Annotated in this window: 18 protein-coding genes and 1 other RNA gene; 7 read left to right on the forward strand and 12 right to left on the reverse strand. The window is 40.8% G+C overall.

What is annotated here, in order from left to right; genetic code table 11:
• Positions 1-98: 98 nt before the first annotated feature.
• Positions 99-551: an Hsp20/alpha crystallin family protein gene (locus V7K46_RS10500; protein WP_335112774.1), complete on the reverse strand. Its 453-nt coding sequence runs from the start codon at positions 549-551 to the stop codon at positions 99-101.
• A gap of 706 nt (positions 552-1257) precedes the next feature.
• Between V7K46_RS10500 and V7K46_RS10505 the strand changes: the two genes are divergently transcribed.
• Both V7K46_RS10505 and V7K46_RS10510 read left to right on the forward strand, forming a co-directional pair.
• Entirely contained in the window at positions 1258-1653 is a 396-nt protein-coding gene (locus tag V7K46_RS10505) for a hypothetical protein (protein ID WP_335112776.1), read from the forward strand.
• A gap of 653 nt (positions 1654-2306) precedes the next feature.
• A complete protein-coding gene (locus V7K46_RS10510; protein ID WP_335112778.1) occupies positions 2307-3035 on the forward strand; it encodes a hypothetical protein in 729 nt (242 codons plus the stop codon).
• Positions 3036-3108: 73 nt separating this feature from the next.
• Here V7K46_RS10510 and V7K46_RS10515 read toward each other — a convergent pair whose 3' ends face one another.
• From V7K46_RS10515 to V7K46_RS10525, 3 genes are all read right to left on the reverse strand, one after another.
• A complete protein-coding gene (locus V7K46_RS10515; RefSeq protein ID WP_335112780.1) occupies positions 3109-3885 on the reverse strand; it encodes an MGMT family protein in 777 nt (258 codons plus the stop codon).
• A 30-nt stretch (positions 3886-3915) separates the two neighbouring features.
• Positions 3916-4563, reverse strand: coding sequence for a PAP/fibrillin family protein (locus V7K46_RS10520; RefSeq protein WP_335112782.1), 648 nt, complete (start codon positions 4561-4563; stop codon positions 3916-3918).
• A 114-nt stretch (positions 4564-4677) separates the two neighbouring features.
• A complete protein-coding gene (locus tag V7K46_RS10525) occupies positions 4678-5301 on the reverse strand; it encodes a hypothetical protein (RefSeq protein WP_273765510.1) in 624 nt (207 codons plus the stop codon).
• Between the two features lie 876 nt (positions 5302-6177).
• On the opposite strand from V7K46_RS10525, the gene V7K46_RS10530 reads away from it, so the two are divergent.
• Together V7K46_RS10530 and V7K46_RS10535 are read left to right on the forward strand one after the other, a co-directional pair.
• Positions 6178-6477, forward strand: coding sequence for a hypothetical protein (locus V7K46_RS10530; protein WP_298921502.1), 300 nt, complete (start codon positions 6178-6180; stop codon positions 6475-6477).
• A gap of 8 nt (positions 6478-6485) precedes the next feature.
• The gene (locus V7K46_RS10535; RefSeq protein WP_335112785.1) at positions 6486-6656 is read left to right on the forward strand and encodes a hypothetical protein; all 171 of its coding nucleotides are present in this window, start codon (positions 6486-6488) and stop codon (positions 6654-6656) included.
• Positions 6657-6814: 158 nt separating this feature from the next.
• Here V7K46_RS10535 and surE read toward each other — a convergent pair whose 3' ends face one another.
• Positions 6815-7495 carry a 5'/3'-nucleotidase SurE gene (gene surE, locus V7K46_RS10540; protein WP_335112787.1) on the reverse strand — a complete coding sequence of 227 codons (681 nt, stop codon included), beginning with the start codon at positions 7493-7495 and terminating at the stop codon, positions 6815-6817.
• Positions 7496-7879: 384 nt separating this feature from the next.
• On the opposite strand from surE, the gene psb32 reads away from it, so the two are divergent.
• Entirely contained in the window at positions 7880-8617 is a 738-nt protein-coding gene (psb32, locus tag V7K46_RS10545) for a photosystem II repair protein Psb32 (RefSeq protein WP_335112789.1), read from the forward strand.
• An 84-nt stretch (positions 8618-8701) separates the two neighbouring features.
• On the opposite strand, the gene V7K46_RS10550 is transcribed toward psb32, so the two are convergent.
• From V7K46_RS10550 to V7K46_RS10560, 3 genes are all read right to left on the reverse strand, one after another.
• A complete protein-coding gene (locus V7K46_RS10550) occupies positions 8702-9085 on the reverse strand; it encodes a DUF4346 domain-containing protein (RefSeq protein ID WP_335112791.1) in 384 nt (127 codons plus the stop codon).
• A 331-nt stretch (positions 9086-9416) separates the two neighbouring features.
• Positions 9417-10598 (reverse strand): GNAT family N-acetyltransferase, encoded by a 1182-nt coding sequence (locus V7K46_RS10555; protein ID WP_335112793.1) that lies wholly within the window; start codon positions 10596-10598, stop codon positions 9417-9419.
• Positions 10599-10772: 174 nt separating this feature from the next.
• Positions 10773-11513, reverse strand: coding sequence for a RibD family protein (locus tag V7K46_RS10560; protein WP_335112795.1), 741 nt, complete (start codon positions 11511-11513; stop codon positions 10773-10775).
• A 297-nt stretch (positions 11514-11810) separates the two neighbouring features.
• Here V7K46_RS10560 and V7K46_RS10565 point away from each other — a divergent pair, with 297 nt between their 5' ends.
• Entirely contained in the window at positions 11811-13940 is a 2130-nt protein-coding gene (locus V7K46_RS10565) for an ATP-binding protein (protein ID WP_335112797.1), read from the forward strand.
• Positions 13941-14180: 240 nt separating this feature from the next.
• Here the strand turns inward: V7K46_RS10565 and V7K46_RS10570 are convergent, their stop codons facing one another.
• Together V7K46_RS10570 and rnc are read right to left on the reverse strand one after the other, a co-directional pair.
• The gene (locus V7K46_RS10570) at positions 14181-15242 is read right to left on the reverse strand and encodes a Gfo/Idh/MocA family protein (RefSeq protein ID WP_335112799.1); all 1062 of its coding nucleotides are present in this window, start codon (positions 15240-15242) and stop codon (positions 14181-14183) included.
• Between the two features lie 81 nt (positions 15243-15323).
• Positions 15324-16043 (reverse strand): ribonuclease III, encoded by a 720-nt coding sequence (gene rnc / locus V7K46_RS10575; protein WP_335112801.1) that lies wholly within the window; start codon positions 16041-16043, stop codon positions 15324-15326.
• A 96-nt stretch (positions 16044-16139) separates the two neighbouring features.
• Between rnc and V7K46_RS10580 the strand changes: the two genes are divergently transcribed.
• Entirely contained in the window at positions 16140-16340 is a 201-nt protein-coding gene (locus V7K46_RS10580; RefSeq protein WP_335112803.1) for a hypothetical protein, read from the forward strand.
• A gap of 123 nt (positions 16341-16463) precedes the next feature.
• On the opposite strand, the gene rnpB is transcribed toward V7K46_RS10580, so the two are convergent.
• Positions 16464-16898, reverse strand: an RNA gene (gene rnpB / locus V7K46_RS10585) — RNase P RNA component class A.
• A 49-nt stretch (positions 16899-16947) separates the two neighbouring features.
• A complete protein-coding gene (locus V7K46_RS10590; RefSeq protein WP_298912189.1) occupies positions 16948-17643 on the reverse strand; it encodes a hypothetical protein in 696 nt (231 codons plus the stop codon).
• Between the last annotated feature and the right edge of the window lie 29 nt (positions 17644-17672).

Genomic DNA, 17672 nt, shown 5'->3' on the forward strand with positions numbered 1-17672 from the left:
TCCAGATAATTATTACAAAAAAGCCCGGTCACGATAGTAACCGGGTTTTTAGCTATCTCAATCAATCAAAGGAGGTAGAGTAATCTGATCACAAGCTATTAGGCAGCAGGTTGTTTCAAATTAACCTTGACGACTTTGTTCTTTTCTTGCTCAGTTTTAGGCAATGTCAGATTTAAGATGCCATCTTTATAATCTGCCGTAACGTTAGTATTTTGAATCCGAGCAGATAGAGGAATTACGCGTTTGAATTTCCCGTAGTGAAACTCACTTTTGGTAATACCTTTTTCCTCAGTTTTAGTTTCAGACTTCCGCTCACCGCTAACGTAAACAGCGTTTTCTGTGACTTGTACATCCAAATCTTTAGCTTCTATTCCTGGAAGTTCTAGCAACAGAAGAATAGCATCTTCAGTTTCTTGTATCTCAACAGCAGGAACTTTGCTCAAGCCTCTATCTAACAATGCAGATGGTACTCTGGTGTCTTCAAATAAATTATTTAGTTGACGTTGTAGAGTGTCAATTTCTCTCCAAGAATTCCAACGAACTAATGTCATAACTCTTCCTCGCATCAAATAGCTTTTGTTTAATCAGTTCTGCACTTCAGTTAGTGCTTACATATTCATAATATGTATAGTTCAGCCTGCTGTTTATTCGGTTATTAGCACCAAGTGATTGATGATTACCGTCTCCAATTAGACATGAAATGAAATTACGGTTTGCCCTAATTTGTATGTTCGGCAAACCCGAATCAAAAAATATATTCAAGCATAATTAATCAATAAATTTGCTGTTGAAGGAGATAGTGCAGAAATGCGATGCCTGCGTTGGGCTATGCCTATGACTGAGTAATAGCGCTGCATAATTTTTTAGATTACCTCAGTTAAATACATACAGCAGATTTCAAGTTTGTGAGTTACAAAAATACCCCACCTGCGCTGTCGCGCATCCTCCGCGATGCCTTGGGGAGGGTTGGGGAGGGGTGTACTTTATTTACTTGCACGCTGTATCTGTTCAAGTTTGTCCTAAACTTTACTCCCGATTTATTAACCAACACAGTATCAATATGGGTCTTAGCAACTTTGAATGATCTGTAGGATGGGTTCAATTTTTCAGTTCTTGCGCTCAATTAGATCACCCGAATGGGTGAGGAATAAATCAACCGTTCGGGTGACCTGAGTGCAGGAAGTTAAGACTGGTAAAAAATAAGACTCTATTACTCAAGAACACTAATTGCACTTTACTTTAACTAAGGATAACCCGATGAAATTCTCTATCTTGATAGATTCTGTACTTATAGTTGGTTCTATTGCTTTATTACCTGCAATCGGTGGCGCTCAAATAGCTACTAACAATAGTGGCAAACTTATCGCTATCAACTCTAACAATTTATTCACTCATTCTCTGAACGTCAGCTACCTCAAACCCTTTGATGCTGCATTTCTAGCTTACCAAGGTAACTTGAAAACACAGGGTATTCCTAGTGGTAGTGCTTTGGTATCCCAATACCAAATAGGAAACCTCACTGCACTAGATGTGGTTAAGGCTGCTGTCAATGCTAAAAAGTTACCAGCACAAGCTTTGAATGATAGAGGTTACCTAAACGCTGTCGATTCGCAACTGACATCATTCGGTAACACTAATGATTTATCTTACTAAGTACAGTATTGCAGAGGTTCGTAACGGATTTATGAAATGCTATACTATCATCTCTTTTACAAGAAAATGCGTCACCAGAGAGGAAAAGCTGCTGTCTCCCCCCACTTCCCATTACCAAAAATTACATTAACCCCTCCAATATTGGAGGGGTTTTTAGTTGGTGCTACAGTTGCTGTTCTCTAAGAGGAAAGTGCGATCGCCTTGTTTTTTTCAATTTAAACCTAATATTTACTTATTAAATGCTTGTATAGCAATACTTTTGGGTTAGTGTGGCTCTGGTGTCACGAACCATCATATTATCCTGCTACCACCAAGGTGCGACACCGATAGCGAACGCAAGAGCGTCTCTAAGAGTTGCGTTAGCGAGTCTTCTCCCTTGGCGCTAGCCTCTCCCTTTGGGAGAAGGGTAGACGCCAAGGGCGAACGAGCGTCATAGCCTGTCGTACCCCTACAATACAAGCAAGCTACACGTAGCGTCTGGCAAAGAAGACATCCTTCGGGGGTGGGGTAGCCTATGACCTCCTGCAAAAAAAGGTCGTGTAATAAATTATTTACTGTTCTATCAAATTAACGTTGTTAAGTAACTCAGCAGGTGTAGTTCTCACCTCTAGGCTGTGTTAAATATTGTGGCGCAAAACAGGAGTATAGATACGTTGCAAAAGCTTTCTCCAGAATCTCCTCTATTTTTTTTGTTAATTATTATTAGTTTTCTAGTAGTAACTTTATCAACTTGGTTATCATCAAAACCATTTGTTTTAAAACCATTTGGACTTAATGATATTATCCAGTTACTCACATTACAGTTATTTATTTCTTTGTTACTAGAGCGTTCTTTGGAAGTTTTTATAACTACTTGGCGAGGCCCATTTGTTGAACAATTAGATATTAGTATTCAGCAAGAAAAGGCTCTTATGTCTGAGAAGATAAGACTTGTGGAAGTCCAACAGAAACAGTTTTCTTCTTTGGAATCAAATCAAGTCAGTGGACTACCGCCTGAAGGAATGAGTTTAGAAGAACAAATCATCAAAAATTTTACACAAAATCAACAAGACTCATTAAAAATTTTCCAGCCACAAATTGATGATTTAAATGAAAAAGAGCGCCAAAGAACAGCCTATAAATCTGATACACGAATAATTGCTCTATGGACATCCCTTTTATTCGGTCTTTTAATGAGCGCAATAGGTATTCGCTCAATCGAACCACTTGTAGTTATTGATTTAGATAATCCAATACAAGTAATTCTTTTCCGTTGTTTAGATGCATTGCTTACAGGAGGCTTAATTGCAGGAGGTAGCGAGGGAATCCATAAGCTCATAAAAGTTTTTATCGACTTTATGGAAGCGACATCTAAACAAATTAAAAATCAAGGATTATCTTGATAAAACGAAGGATTTTACCCTGCACAATACAGGATAATATTGCAAATATCCGTGAAAATTACATTAGTAATATCTATTCTAGATATATAGTCTCATCTTCCCATAAATAATCTTTAATATCCACAAAATTTTTGTTTAATTTGCTCAATAAATCTTCCTCAAATAAAACCTTAACTCCTTCAGTTTCCAACTTATTTTTTTGTTGGTTAACATAAGTTATCAAATAAGCTTTAGAGTCTAATATTCTATGTACCGGATAATCAACCGCCGAGGTTTTTTTCAGATATGTAGGAATAGCTCTTAGATAGCTATTATCTACTCCCATGCCTCTAATTATCTGTTTATATGTAACTACTTTCCCACTTGGAATTTTGATGATAAAATTTAGGAACCGTTCATAGGGATTTTCAGATAATGCTGGAAATTTATTAGCTTGAACCTGAAAATTACTACCAACCTGGATTTTACCTGATTTAATGACTACGCCTAAAATTCCTCTTTTACCTTGGATGCTTTTTAATGATTCTACTAAGTGGGCTATTCGTTTACACGGTTCGCAGTAAAAAGTTAGACGAATTGCCGCACCACTTTCAAAGATTAGCAGAGAACCAGGGATAAAATTATCAAATTCTATCCCTCTAACCACAATATTTTCTCGTAATTCTCCTGGTTTAATTGATAAGTCGAAAATATCTTCATACCTAACAATTAAAACTTGCCTGGGACTTAGAGGATCGGCATTAACATCTTCTTCTATACCATAACCAACCCTTAAATTTAATGTTTTAAGCTCTACCATCGCAGAACCTGGTTTTACCTTGGTGAAAAGATGCATTATTGAAAGAGCCATATTCATCCGGCGGTGCGATCAATTTCCAATTTAGGAGGTAAAGTCAGGTAAATCATTGGATTTACTAAGAATGAATAAACTTCCATCTCCTCCACGTCCAACTCTTAAGGTTTCATCTAAGTAAGTAATGTCCAGTGTGGCAGTTCTGCTAGTAGGATTATTTGCTGGGACAACCTTAAATTGGTTGAGTTGAGGGGTATTAATGCCGATAATTTTATCAATCGATAGGTAGCGTTTGTCAAAATAGACGTTGAGGCGTTTGTTCGCTAAAGGCTCTAAATCTTCTTTGGCTGGCTCAAAGCTAGCTGTCACTTTGACATATCCTGATACTAGCCCCAGAGAATGTTTAACTTTAGCTAGATTGAAAAACAATTTATTTGCAACATCAATCACTTGATAAACTTTACCCAGCTTTAATCCCAATGGGAGAGAAACTAAAGAACGGATTTCTCTCGCAGTGGAGTATTGCAGTTGCCAAGCTCCATCCAGCAAATAAGTAGCGTTGAGAAGAGGATTGAGATTGGGATTGACACTCTCCAGTTCCGTCGTCAATTGTTCAATTTCTTCGGTTAAAGTTTTATCTAGCTTCAAATCGGTAACGGGAGAACCATCGCTCTTGGTTTGAATCTTCTCAAGCTTGGCTTGTAATTTTTCTTTAATTAAGAGTTGATTGTTCAATGGTTGAAGATTTTCCTTTAGAGAATGTTTTAAAAGTTACTAGTGATGTATCAAATACTTTTAGACTCTCCTAAATTCACGCCACGTGCTTCTCCCAACCTTCTCTAGATGAGATTAGTCAATGAGTTGTGGGGTAGGAATTTGCGTATCGATATCTGCTTGGGACAAAGTTGGGAGCAACCAGCTGCTCTCACCCGCCTTAAATACTTTGGCAGGTTCAACATTGAATTCAATTACACCAGTGGCTGGATTGGTTCTAGCACTAGACTGTGTACCATCGACAAACTTGACGGCGATTGGTTGGGTCAGTTGTTGTGGTTGAGCGTTTGGGCTTAGAACCACTTGAGAACCGGCGGGTAAGTAAATGCCATCGCAATCCCAATCATCATCCGTGATTGTTCCTGCGCCCAGGAAGTAGAGTTGGGTTGGAGATTTTTTTGGTTTATTGGCATAGACAGCCAATGTCTTTCCAGTTTCATTGCGGCACTGTGCCCGCTTTCTAGCTGTTTCTATGACATTTTTCTGAAACTGCAATTGTGCCAGTCGCTGCTGGAACTGCTCAGGTGTATAGCCAGCTTGCTCAGGTGTGTCCTTTACAGTTAGAAGTTGATTAAGCGCCTGAGTTACCTCAGCATAGTCAGCACCCTTAGTAAAATCCTTGCCGGCCCAAGCGGGTTGAGCAATTACCAGGTTCACCATCAACACAAGGGTGACAAGAACAATTTTGAGAAACTGCATATCGTTCTCCTTTTTTTGAAATTAGTGTTCACTACCACTGAAACTTTACCAGATTTCAAAACCTTGAAAATTTTGACTGGATCAGCAATTTTGATCGCGATCGCACTAAATAATAGTCATAAGATTAATAGTCCTACAAGCTCTCCCCAATGTCCAAATAACGCTTAAATTTCGACTGTACTGAACTACAGTAGGTAAATTTAAACCCTTAATTTAGATAAATGACACTTAGTAAAATGTTTGTTACTAATGTTTAGTGAATTAGTCGAGCTAAATGTTAAGTAACAAGGGTATAATTACTGAGACTTAATTAGACTAAAAACCTAGTTTAATTAAAAGTATCCATTTTAACCATTCATTTACTTAATCTTCGTTAAGTTTTTGGTTAGCACAATTTTGGATAAATTGAAGCTGATTTTTCTTAACTATATCTTGGGAGGGGTGACTAATCATTTTAGATATGTGGTTAAAAACTTGTTAACTGACAAATATGAATGCGTTGCACTCTAACCCGCCCTGCAATAAATTGATTGCTCATAGCTCAAGTCCATTAAAATGAACCCAAAAGCATATCAAGTCTACTTTAGTAGACTTGAGCTATTAGCTTGGGAATTGATTCCCAAGCGGGACGAAAGCGAAGGGACAAGACTTTGAGAATTTTTGTCAGTCAACCAGGAGCAAGAAACTTGATTAAGAATTGTCATCAATTAATTACGTATAAGTAGCTAAACACAACATTGGGTAAAAGCATCAAAGAACAAAAGCATACATATTATCGGAATCACAGTGTTATTTAATATTTGTACTGAAATTAATTATTTCAATTGGTATTAAGAATTGTACTAAGATGCTCTTTCAAAATTAGGGTATAAAGAAATGATTTCAGCAGGAGTCGAAGTAAAAATAAATCGCTTGGAATCTATTGTTGAGCAAATAGGGGAAGCAGTACTTTCTACGACTGAGACAATTGAGCGTCTTGCAGAAAGATTGGAGACTCTCAGCATCCAAGTTGAAGCACAGGGACAGCAGGTGCAACAGCAAGGCTACCAAATTATCGCGTTGTGTGATGCTGTACAGACTCTTGCAGAATCTCACCATGATTCACTGCAAAAACTCAACCAACTGACACAAACTCTAGATCGGTTTATGTCCTTAATTCAAGCATTGGATGACTAATAGCAATTTTGGGTTTTAGTGAAGCAGCACAGTCTTCTCCTACAGCGCTTCTCAAGACAGGAGACGCTACGCGACCAGGCATCCTACGGCAGAAGTTAACCTCTCCCTTTGGTATCTGGGGAACTACCCCTTGGTGGTTCCAATTGAGCAAGTGGCGTGAGACGATGTGCCGTGCATAGCGCAGCTAAATCGAGTCTTCGTACTCCTATAGCGATCTTGCTACGCCTTGGTCTGGTAGAAAGCGTCTGGGGGCTTCCACACCAGTTGTAACAAGAGTCGCTCCCCATGAGTGGCTGCACCAAGCCGAAGGGATTCAATCGTCACTGTTAACTAAATGTCAAACCTTTAACTGAGTTACTGCGATATTGCCAGAAAAACATACATCCACATCGCTACCCGGAGTGCGATCGCGTTTGCCATATTCTCCTACATAATAAAAATCATCGCCTTCTATTCGATAGTTGACAGGCAAAGGTTTGGTACAAGCTTGGCAAAACACCACATCAGGATGTGGTTCTCCTGGTTGCAAATGTGGCAAATTCACATTCCAGAAGCTTCCCGGTTCTAAGGGACGCTTGAGTAAGTCCGCTAAAACTTCAGCTGTCAATTTGGCAGCCATATCCCAATCAAAATTCTGCTTGGCTTTGCGATAGTGGGAAATGGCAACTCCAGGAATACCGTGCATTGCGGCTTCCCGCACAGCAGCCACTGTGCCAGAAATGTAGCTATCGACTCCCAAGTTGCCCCCAGCATTGATACCTGAAAGCACAAATTTGACATCTGCGTTAATTTGTGTTAGAGCGATTCTCACACAATCTGCGGGAGTGCCTGCGATCGCATATTCAGTCTCAGAACGTCGCCGGAGGTTAATAGCACGAGTGGTAGTAACTTGATGTCCACAGCCAGACTGATGATCAGCAGGAGCAGCAATAATAACATTTTTGCCATTCACAGCTTTGATTAGCGCTTTTATACCGGGAGCGTCAATGCCGTCGTCGTTAGTTAAAATTATGGTCATGTAAATATTATATTGATATAGGTTTAGCTAAAATATTAGAAAAATGCAGATATCGCCCATCGATGGGTACAGCAGGAAAAGCTACTTGCAGATATAAAAAAATATCCTTGATGCTGCCAAAAATATTGATTATACGATATAGTTTCAAAATGGTTTGCAAATTCCGCCCTAAGTATTTGGGTTAATTCCCAAAATGGGCAGTATTTCTTGTCAGGTTAATGCTTGCAGCCGCGATCAGAACAAATTTGTACAATCAAAAAATCCCTTAAAATATATATCTACTGGCAGTAGCAGAAACTTCATACTGGAGAAAACTGGGAATGAGGTGATTTTTACAGTGGTTCTATAGTATTTTTGGTGCAAGTCTGTCTTAGGATTCATACGATGAAACAGCTTATTAAACAATTATTTAGCAGTCAAAAACACCTCATCCGGCTAATTCTACCTTTGGTGACGGTTATTATAGCAGCTTCGCTGTTTGCCGCACCTGCTTTAGCTACAGGTGTGGATAAAATATCCAACCTCACAGCAGGGAATGACACCTGGGTTTTAGATCAAGGTGAAGTCATCAGCCGTCTGAATGAAGGTAAGATTAGCAGCGCTTTCAAAGATTTGGCAAAGCAAACAGATAAGGAAGTCAGAATAGTTACTGTTCGCCGCCTTGACTACGGTGAAACACCGGAAAGCTTCACCAAAGAGTTGTTTAAAAAATGGTTTCCCACAAAATCAGCCCAAGCTAATCAAACCTTATTGGTTATTGATACAGTTACTAATGGTACTGCGATTATTACTGGGGATCAAGTTAAGCCTTTACTCACAGACTCTATTGCCGAGAGTGTAGCTACTGAAACAGTAAGTGTGCCGTTACGCAATGGTAACAAATACAATCAGGCATTTATAGATGCAAGCGATCGCCTTGTTGCCGTCCTCTCTGGGAAAGCCGATCCAGGGCCACCCGAAATAATTGACAATGTACAGGTAGAAGGCACCTTCAAGAAAGCAGAAGAAACTGACCAAGGTAACGCTACTGCTTGGGTAGTAGGATTGTTAATTGCCGCTACCGTTATCCCAATGGCGACTTACTATATCTATCAGATAAATCAGCCATCATCTGATGGGTAATGGGAAAATTTAAAGTGGAGTTAGGAGTTAGGAGTTATGAATTTCTAACTCTTAACTCTTAACTTCTAACTCTTAACTTTTAACTTAATCTTGAACATACTCTTGCTCTGTGACTAAAGCCACCTCAGCCCGAACAAATTCTCGACCCAAATAAGCTGCATGATTTAATTGAGTTACAGGAGGGGGCTGAGTTTCTTCAAAGATTTTCACGCAAAGTTCTTTCGCCGTCCTCGCGCTAAAAACCGTGGTGTGAGTTCGTTCTACCTTTTCTCGCGCCGGAATTACCTTTCCCGTTTCTGGATCGACAGCTAAACCACGCTCATCAATCACATTTGTGAAATGCTTGGCATAAATTAACCTTGCGTCTCGATCCAAGTAAATAATGAAATATCCACCGGGATCAAGGTCAATATGACGTTGGGAAAGTTTATCATCAATTGCAGCTAAATCTTCAACTATTAAATCCATAAGCACTCTAAAAAGCAAATTTCTTTCTTCAAGATTTTTACACCTATATTAAGTGTAATTCCTATCTTACTTAGCATTCTTTATATCTTTAATATATTTGTGATTCTTTTTACTTAAAAGTAAATTATTTTTTTTGTTATAAATTATACTTTTATTTTAGAATAGTCCGCAACAATATTTATACAAAAATTTCTTGAAGCCATAGTTAGAAAAAACTATATACTCACCTCTAAATGAATGTCACAATTGTGAAAAAAGGTAAGCAAGCATCTGTTTGCCGAGTAAAGCTTAATTATTCGGCAAACTCTGCTACGAAAATAGTTCCTTTTCCTCAACCACCTTTCTCACTAAATGGCAACTCTGCATTAATTGCCTCAATCTCCTGCTGTTCGAGTTGATTCACTTCCTTAATATAGGGAAGTAAAATTTGTCCTAAACGATTATTGTAAAAGCGGTGCAGGCTGTGATTAGGCATAGCGGGGAAACCGCGCCGTTTTTTGTGGCGTCCACCTGCACCAGGGTCAAAAATTTCGATGCCGTTAGCGATCGCCCACTCAATCGGCGTATAATAGCAAGCATCAAAATGTAAGCAATCTATTTCTTGGAAACTCCCCCAATAGCGTCCATAGAGTTTGTCACCTTTAAACAAACAAAAGGACATTCCTAAAGGATGAGAGTTATCTTGCTCGCTATATGCAGCAATAAACAAGACTCGATGGCGATAATCGGTGTTCAGCTGCTCAAAAAACCGCTGTGTGAGATACTTGCTACCCCACCAGCCAAACTTATCACAGGTGTCAGCATAGAACTGGTACATCAAAGGAAATAAAGACTGAGGAATTTCATCACCAGTTAACGCTTGCAATCGTAAACCTGCTTTCTCCACAGCTTTGCGTTCCCGCTTGATATTGCGGCGCTGATTGGCGTTGAAAACTTTCAAGTAGTCATCAAAAGTTTTAAAACCAGCATTTTCCCAGACATAGCTGTGGTGCAGCCATGTTGTAAAGCCATGCCGTTCCAGCATCGGACGCCATTGGGGATCGACGTAGAGAAAATGACACCCAGAAATTCGATTTTTGGAGCAAAAAGTGTCAATTTCATGCACCATCATCGCTGTGATTTCATCCTCATCTTCTCCTGGGGCAATTAAGAACCGATAGCCTTCAGCGGGAGTAAATGGTGTCATTCCCAGCAATTTTGGATAATATCGGACTCCGATGCGATCGGCTAACTCTGCCCATTGGTGATCGAAAATAAATTCACCAGAACTATGTCCTTTGAGATAAAGTGGCGCAGCGGCAATCAGCGTTCTATCTCGCCACAATGTCAAGTGATTTGGCAACCAACCAGTTTTAGCTGTAGCACTATGGGAGGTTTCGATATTGTTTAGCCACTCCCATTCTAAAAACGGCGTTTTGAGTGGCATTGCCAAAGCATTCCAGGCATCTTGGGGTACTTCAGCAATTTTGTTCGTCCAAACAACAGAATAGCGAGGCTTAAGTTGTTTCACCATTGTCTGGCTTTTTTTAGAGGAGTAGGGATTAGGGAGCAGTAAAAGGCAGGGGAGGAAGAATTTTAGATTTTAGATTTTGGATTAAAGAATTGAAATTTAATCCAAAATCTAAAATCCAAAATCTAAAATTGAATTGTCCAATGCCCAATGATCAATAACTTTACTTAGCGTAATCTAATCTGCTGGTCGTTGCAGGCGATAGTGCAAAAACACTTCTTGCTCAACTGTATGAACTTCTAAAAGTTGCAACTTGGGAGCTAAATCCGATAAAAATCCTTTCCCATCGACGGGTGTGGGTGCGGTATTACCACCTAAAATCAGTGGGCAGATAGTTAGCCATAATTCATCGATTAAATCTAATCCCAGCAAGGAAGCTACTAATTCACCTCCACCCAAGACCGCCAAGCGTGTTATATGTAGAGTGGCTAGATGCTTCAAAGTTGCGGGAATGTCAATCTCTCCCGTTGGTGTTTCAAAAACCAGAATCTGCTCAAATTCTGGAGGGCACTCCTGTGCTCCAGTTCCCAGAGTTGAGGAAATTGTCTCTAAGCATCCTTTCCATGAAAGTGCTCCTGATGTTGTCGTGAGTAACCAGCGTCTAACTGGTTGCTTAAAAAAGCGAATTTCCGGATTGAGGTTTGCAGAGTGTGTAGTCACTATATAAACTGGCTGCGGAGGCTTCCCTGCTTGTGCCCGAAGTTCCACTAAAGTTGGATTTGATACAGGAAGTGTTGTTCCGTAGGCGTTCAGAGTACCAGCACCGAATAAAACCGCATCAGAGGCAGCGATTTGTTTTTCTAAGTGTGCTTTATCAACCTTTGAGCCAAACCGAGCAGGCGATCGCCTAAAATCCGCTATCTTGCCATCTGCACTCATTGCTAAAACAACTGTAGTATGAGGACGATCTTGCAACATTAGATTGATTTGATAGTTTGAATATTTTCTTTGCTCGTGTGTAGATTCTCAAAAAAATCCATGCTTGCAAGCTACCGTTTTACAATTTCAACACTGTATTTATATGCAACATAAAGCGCTTTTACATCTTCTAGCATATATGAGTTTTGGTATCCCACGTTTCTTTTTGAATTATAGCAATTTGTTATTTTTAAACATTGAAAATAAAATTCTGATAATTTAATAAAATGTCTCATCTAGGTAGTCTAATTACATATCTTTGCTGTTGTGTTTTGCAGATGCAAAGTGAGACACTCGATGACTAATTCCCGCCAATCTTCCTTTCGTCGAATTTTAGTAACGAGAATACTGCTGCTGTTCGTTCCAGTTTTACTTATAGGCGAGATTGTTGCCTTGAATAAGGCACGTTCTAGCATATTGGGAACTGCACGTCAAAATTTAACAGAAAGCGCTATCAGTAAAGGGGAGAGAATTGGAGATGCGATCGCTATCTTAAAAGCTAATTTGCTGAGTGTAAGTAAAACAACGATGATTCCGTCGGGTTCGCCTATACAAGAGCAAGAAATTCTCACGCAGTTAAGGCAACAACTTCCAGCCAGTATTGAGTGCATCCAATTAACGAATCTCCTAAACCAGAAAATAATTGCTAGTAGCTGTGGGGAGCAAGCAATTGGAGAATTGAGATTACCTTTGCCTAGTAACGGAATTGATGTTAAAGCAATCTTTCCGCTAAACACAGGAAGAACTGGAAAAAGAAACATCCAAAATCAACTGCGATTAGTGTTATCTGCACCAGTCTCTGATAGCCGAAGAAATTTAGTTTACAGCTTAAGTATTCAGTCTGCATTGTACCAACAAATCAAAAATCCGCCGGGATCGCTCACAGGCGCTATGGTAGTGATTGCTGAAGACGGGACAATTTTGGCGCACCCATTTGCAGACTGGGTGGGAACTAATATCAATCAGCACCCAAATGCTTCCCAACTCAAGAGCATAATTAAAAATGCAATTGCAGGACAAAACGATTCGATAAATTTGTCTTTTACAAAGGGGAAAGAATTAGTCGCTGGCTATACGGCTATTGTAAATCCTCTCACCCAACAGCCGCAGCAAAAATGGATAGTCTTAGCTATTACTAGTGTCGATAATGCGCTTTTTGGTTTAGAGGAAATCAAACTAATTCTCATTGTTTTGACAGTTGGTTTGATTGGTACAACTTTGTTAGCATCCCTATATTTAGCTCCTTACTTGGCACGTCCTGTAGAAGAATTGCGAGACTACGCTCTCAATATTCACTCTCACCACGCCGCACAACCAGTTCCGCACAATTTTCAAATTCGGGAATTCAATCAACTGGCCCAAGCATTAGACCAAATGGTAGAACGGCTAAAAGCTGGCGCAGAAGAACTAGAAATAGCTTGGAAAGAAGCAAAAAGCGCTAACCAAATTAAAAGCCAGTTTTTGGCTACGACTTCTCATGAATTGAGAAACCCATTACATACTATTATTAACTGCATTCGCGTGGTTGAAGATGGATTATGTGATAGCCGGGAAGAAGAAATGGACTTCCTCAAACGTGCCGATGAAACAACGATTCATTTGCTAAGTATTATTAATGATTTACTCGACATTTCTAAAATCGAAGCAGGTAAGCTTTCTGTAGTCACCACACCTCTTGACCTCCGACAAATATTATTAGAGGTGATTAATTTACAATCAGTTAATGTTCAACAAAAGGGCTTGCAATTAAAATGCGAGTTAGATCCTAAACCGATACCAATTAAGGCAGACGCAGCGAAACTGAAGCAGGTGCTGATTAATGTTATTGGCAACGCCACTAAGTTCACCGACACAGGAAGCATCACTATTGCTACAGAAATTCAATATAGTACTGGTAAATCTCAGGTGGTGGTGATAGTCAAAGATACAGGGATAGGTATTGATCCAACTCAACAGCACAAACTATTTCGCCCGTTTGTAATGGTGAATGGCACAACCGCACGTCAGTTTGAAGGTACTGGGCTAGGACTAGCAATTTCACGAAACTTAATCGAACTCATGGGAGGCAGCATTACTCTTGAGAGTGTGGGACTTCATCAAGGTACGACACTGAAAATTACCTTACCTTTGATTGATATCTCGCTGTTACCTGTTCTAAAGAAAGAAGGAAATGTAGGGGATCTGGGATTTTCCTCTAGGAATGAGGAGGCAAAAGCAAGCCACTACCCTAGCCTACAGGAGTCTGGGGGAAGTTCCTCTTTGGGGATCAACAAGTCTGTGAAAGCAGTTGTAGACAAGGAGAAGTCCCCGAAGTTCCAGGTGTTACTTGGGAACGAGACTTATGAGATTAGTCTTTCGCCGCAGCAAACTATCTTGGTAAGTCTTCCAAAACGAGGAGTTTGTGTGAATGGGACTTTGGAAAGGTAATCTTTGCTACATTTTGATTCAAAATTTAAAATTGACTTCCACAACCGATACTCTGTAGGACTATCGCTTCACCCCGAATTAGTTCTCAAGCTGTTGGTAAAAGATGCAACAGTGCTGGATATAGTGATTAGACTTCTTGCAAAAGTCCTTAACACCACTTTGAGCTTAAGTTGACACCAATGAGCAATGCTGTGGCCCTACCGCGTGGTCTATTTACTTGAAAATAGCTGTAACCGAAAATTACAGTTGAGAGCGCTTATTAAGAAAAACAGGTTTGCCGCCTTGTCCAAGAGATACTGTTAGTGCAGCTAGAATTTCTACTAACTGTGTGCCTACCCAGCCAGAGGAAACCTCTGAGGGAGTATTGTTGAGGATAGAGACAACAAAGCCGGAGCAAACTCGCTCCAATGGTTCACCTGGCTCTAATTCCAACACTACCTGCCTTTGATTTACCGGAATAAATTGATTGCCCTGCTGTTCAAACTCCCCATGTAGCAGCGTTAGAGGTGACGATCGCGACATTTCATCAAAAATCAAACTACCAAGGCTACCTACAATCCCCAGCCGTCGCTGCTTATCGGTATTCAGCCAGCACAGATGAATATAAGCTTGAAAGCCATCTGGGTATGTCAGTGTTAGCCATACTAGATCAGCTAAACCTTGGGATGGAGAGTAGGTAATTTCCCTATTGGCTTGCCCCTGTAGCCACACTGTACCCGTTGCTTGTACTTTCACAGGGATCTGACCCAGCCAAGCGTTAAAGATAGCAATATCGTGAATAGCTAAGTCCCACAGCGCATCAACATCTTGCCGGACAGGCCCTAAATGGGTGCGGGTGGCGTAGCCATAGCGTAAATCACCTAATTTACCCGCTTGTACTACAGTTTTTCCTCGCTCAACTGCTGGATGAAATAAATAGGTATGGTCAACCATGAGTATTAAATGACGCTGTTGTGCCAACTGGCAAAGTTCCCGACATTCTGCTGGAATGAGAGTTAGGGGTTTTTCAGCTAAAACATGGTATCCCTGTTGGAGAGCGTCTTTAATTAAAGCATAGTGGGTGGTAGCTGGAGTAGCGATCGCCACCCCTGTCAACCCTGGCACTTGCTTTAAATCTTGCCATTCGCTTGTTAATACTACATTCTTATCTAAATTAAACTGCTGCTTTACCGCCGCTAATCGTTCTATATGGGGGTCTACTACAGCAACTACATCTACTTGAGGATGTGCTAAGAAATTCCGCAGCAGATGCACTCCCCAACGCCCGACTCCGATAACAGCAATTTTAATTTGGTTTGTCATTAGTTATTTGTCATTTGTATTGAAAGGACGAAGGACAAATGACAATCAACTGATTATCCGCTAATCACCCGTCTTTTAAGCTCAGAGTTTTTCCGGATTAGGAATTGCTAAAAAAGCTACCTTAGCTGCGGCTTGTTCAGCAGTTTTGATCGAGCGTCCCTTACCAACTCCTAGCTTATTTCCGTGCAGCCACACTTCAGCCATGAAACGTTCTTGATTGCGGTACGGTTGACTGACTTCCACAACCCGATACTCTGGTAAAACTTTAAATTGTGCCTGAGTCCATTCTTGGAGAGCAGCTTTGTAATTAAGTCTGGCTGGATCGAGGCGAATTTCTGTCGTTAGTTGTTGGAAGTGGGGATCTAACCAAGAGCGGATTAGTTCCAGATTTTGAGTGCTTAAGTAAAGCGCACCCAAAACTGCTTCAAAAGCATCTGCCAGTCGTGACTCTAGACCAACTTTATCAGCAGTAGCACTACCAGCAACTAGTAAGTATAACTCCAAACCATAAACTCTTGCCAATTGGGCGAGGATGCGATCGCTCACCAATACCGAACGAATTGCCGCAAAATCCCCTACTGGACAATCGGGATAATTTTCCCATAACACAACAGCCGACACCAGCCGCACCACCGCATCCCCAACAAACTCCAGCTGTTCATAATTTGCCGAATCAGAGACAGTGGGATGAGTTAGCGCTAAATCCAGCAGTTCCCACTTTATAGGTGCTTCTAGCGACAAACCTAATTTTTGGACTAAACTTTCGAGTTGCCGCTGACGGCGTGGATAGGCAAGGGGCATTACATGACAAGGGGCAGGGGGCAGGGGAAGGCAACTAGCTATCTATTTTATATCCCTAAAGTTCTTGGACTATTACTTTAGCAACTTTTCGCTACTTTGCTCTCTCAAGTACAAGTGCTAGAAGCAACGCTAGAGGCTATGGGAACACCTACACCGGAGCAGTCAGCATTGCTCAAGGTGACGATGGAGGGAAGGAAGCTAGAGTACCCAGCACGGTACAGTCAAGAGAAGCTGTTTGGACTATATCGGGTTAAATGGCATCTGGATACAGCATTAGAGATACTGGGAATGCTCTAAATGAACAATTAGCGATGTCTACGACGAACTTCTCTACGAGATGCTACGCGAACGCTTACGCAAAAAATCCGTACAAAATAATAATAGAGTACAAACCATGAAAGGTTTATACTCCATTGCAGAGGAGAGAGCAGGACATAAGCCGGGTTCTGTTCTCTTGCGAGGGCAGTTATCTATCTGGGACGCTTGTTACCAAACGCCTCTAGCGGCTCTCATTGAGCGGAACTGGTAAAAGACCAACCGTAGTTCCTATCGCCTTGCTCCCAACCGGGGTTTACCGAGCCAGCACCTCTCGATACTGCTGGTGCGCTCTTACCGCACCTTTGCACCCTTACCAAAGATTGGGGAGTGGGGAGTGGGGAGTGGGGAGTGGGGTTTTTCTTTCCCTTTTCCCTATTCCCTATTCCCTATTCCCTAATTCATTGGCGGTATCTTTCTGTGGCACTATCCTCACGATCGCTCGCACTGGACGTTATCCAGCAAGTTTGGTCTTTCGGGAGTCCGGACTTTCCTCAAACCAGTGACTATGACTGATCTGCAACCGCCTGCGCCTACTCTCTCCCTAGCTCCAGTGTAATCTTGGATGGCATAGTCTGTCTGGTTAGTATTACTTCTTTTTATTCCAAGGTAGAGCGTAAGTCCAAGGTAGTTTTCTGACTGTGAAAGGACAATTGATAATACTAATGGCAGGAAAATCACGACCTGGGGCTAGACCTAAACGCACTTCAGATATCCTAAGCACCAGTTGCAGGGAAAAGTCCAACTCCTTTCTTCCGTTAATAAAGTCGTTGTACAATTTTTTTTGCCCTTTTTGCAGCCCGTTAATATCAATTAGTGGTTTTTTTGCTGAATAGGTTCCAGCTACTTGGTCGCGCTCAAAAACATCTTCTGCTGTCACCGTTTCAGAGAGTGTTTTTTTTGGGGCAATCAGGCTAGGACTTTGAGGCACAGCTAAGTCGCGGGTTAAGTCTGGTGATTTCCGAATCACGCGGCGCGATTGCTTGCTATGTTCAACTACCAAAGAACTATTGTCCCAGTCAACGTATACGGCAACATTATCAGATTTATTTTCAATGCTAATTCCTAAATCTTTCAGTTCATCAATTGGGTATGAGGATTTGAGTTTAAAGGAAATCCCAATTTTATCGTCGAGATTGTGTTCTTTCAGTTGCTCCTCAACGGTTCCTTTCTTAAACTCATATTTAACTTGGTCATCAATGGATTCAACCATGCGGTTAAAAACATAGGAAACACCAATAATATAAATTGTCAAAACTACTAAATTTTGGTCGTTACTCCTCATAACTTAAAAATCTCAACTCTCGGTGCTAA

The sequence above is a fragment of the Nostoc sp. genome, assembly GCF_036917395.1.
Lineage (GTDB): Bacteria > Cyanobacteriota > Cyanobacteriia > Cyanobacteriales > Nostocaceae > Nostoc.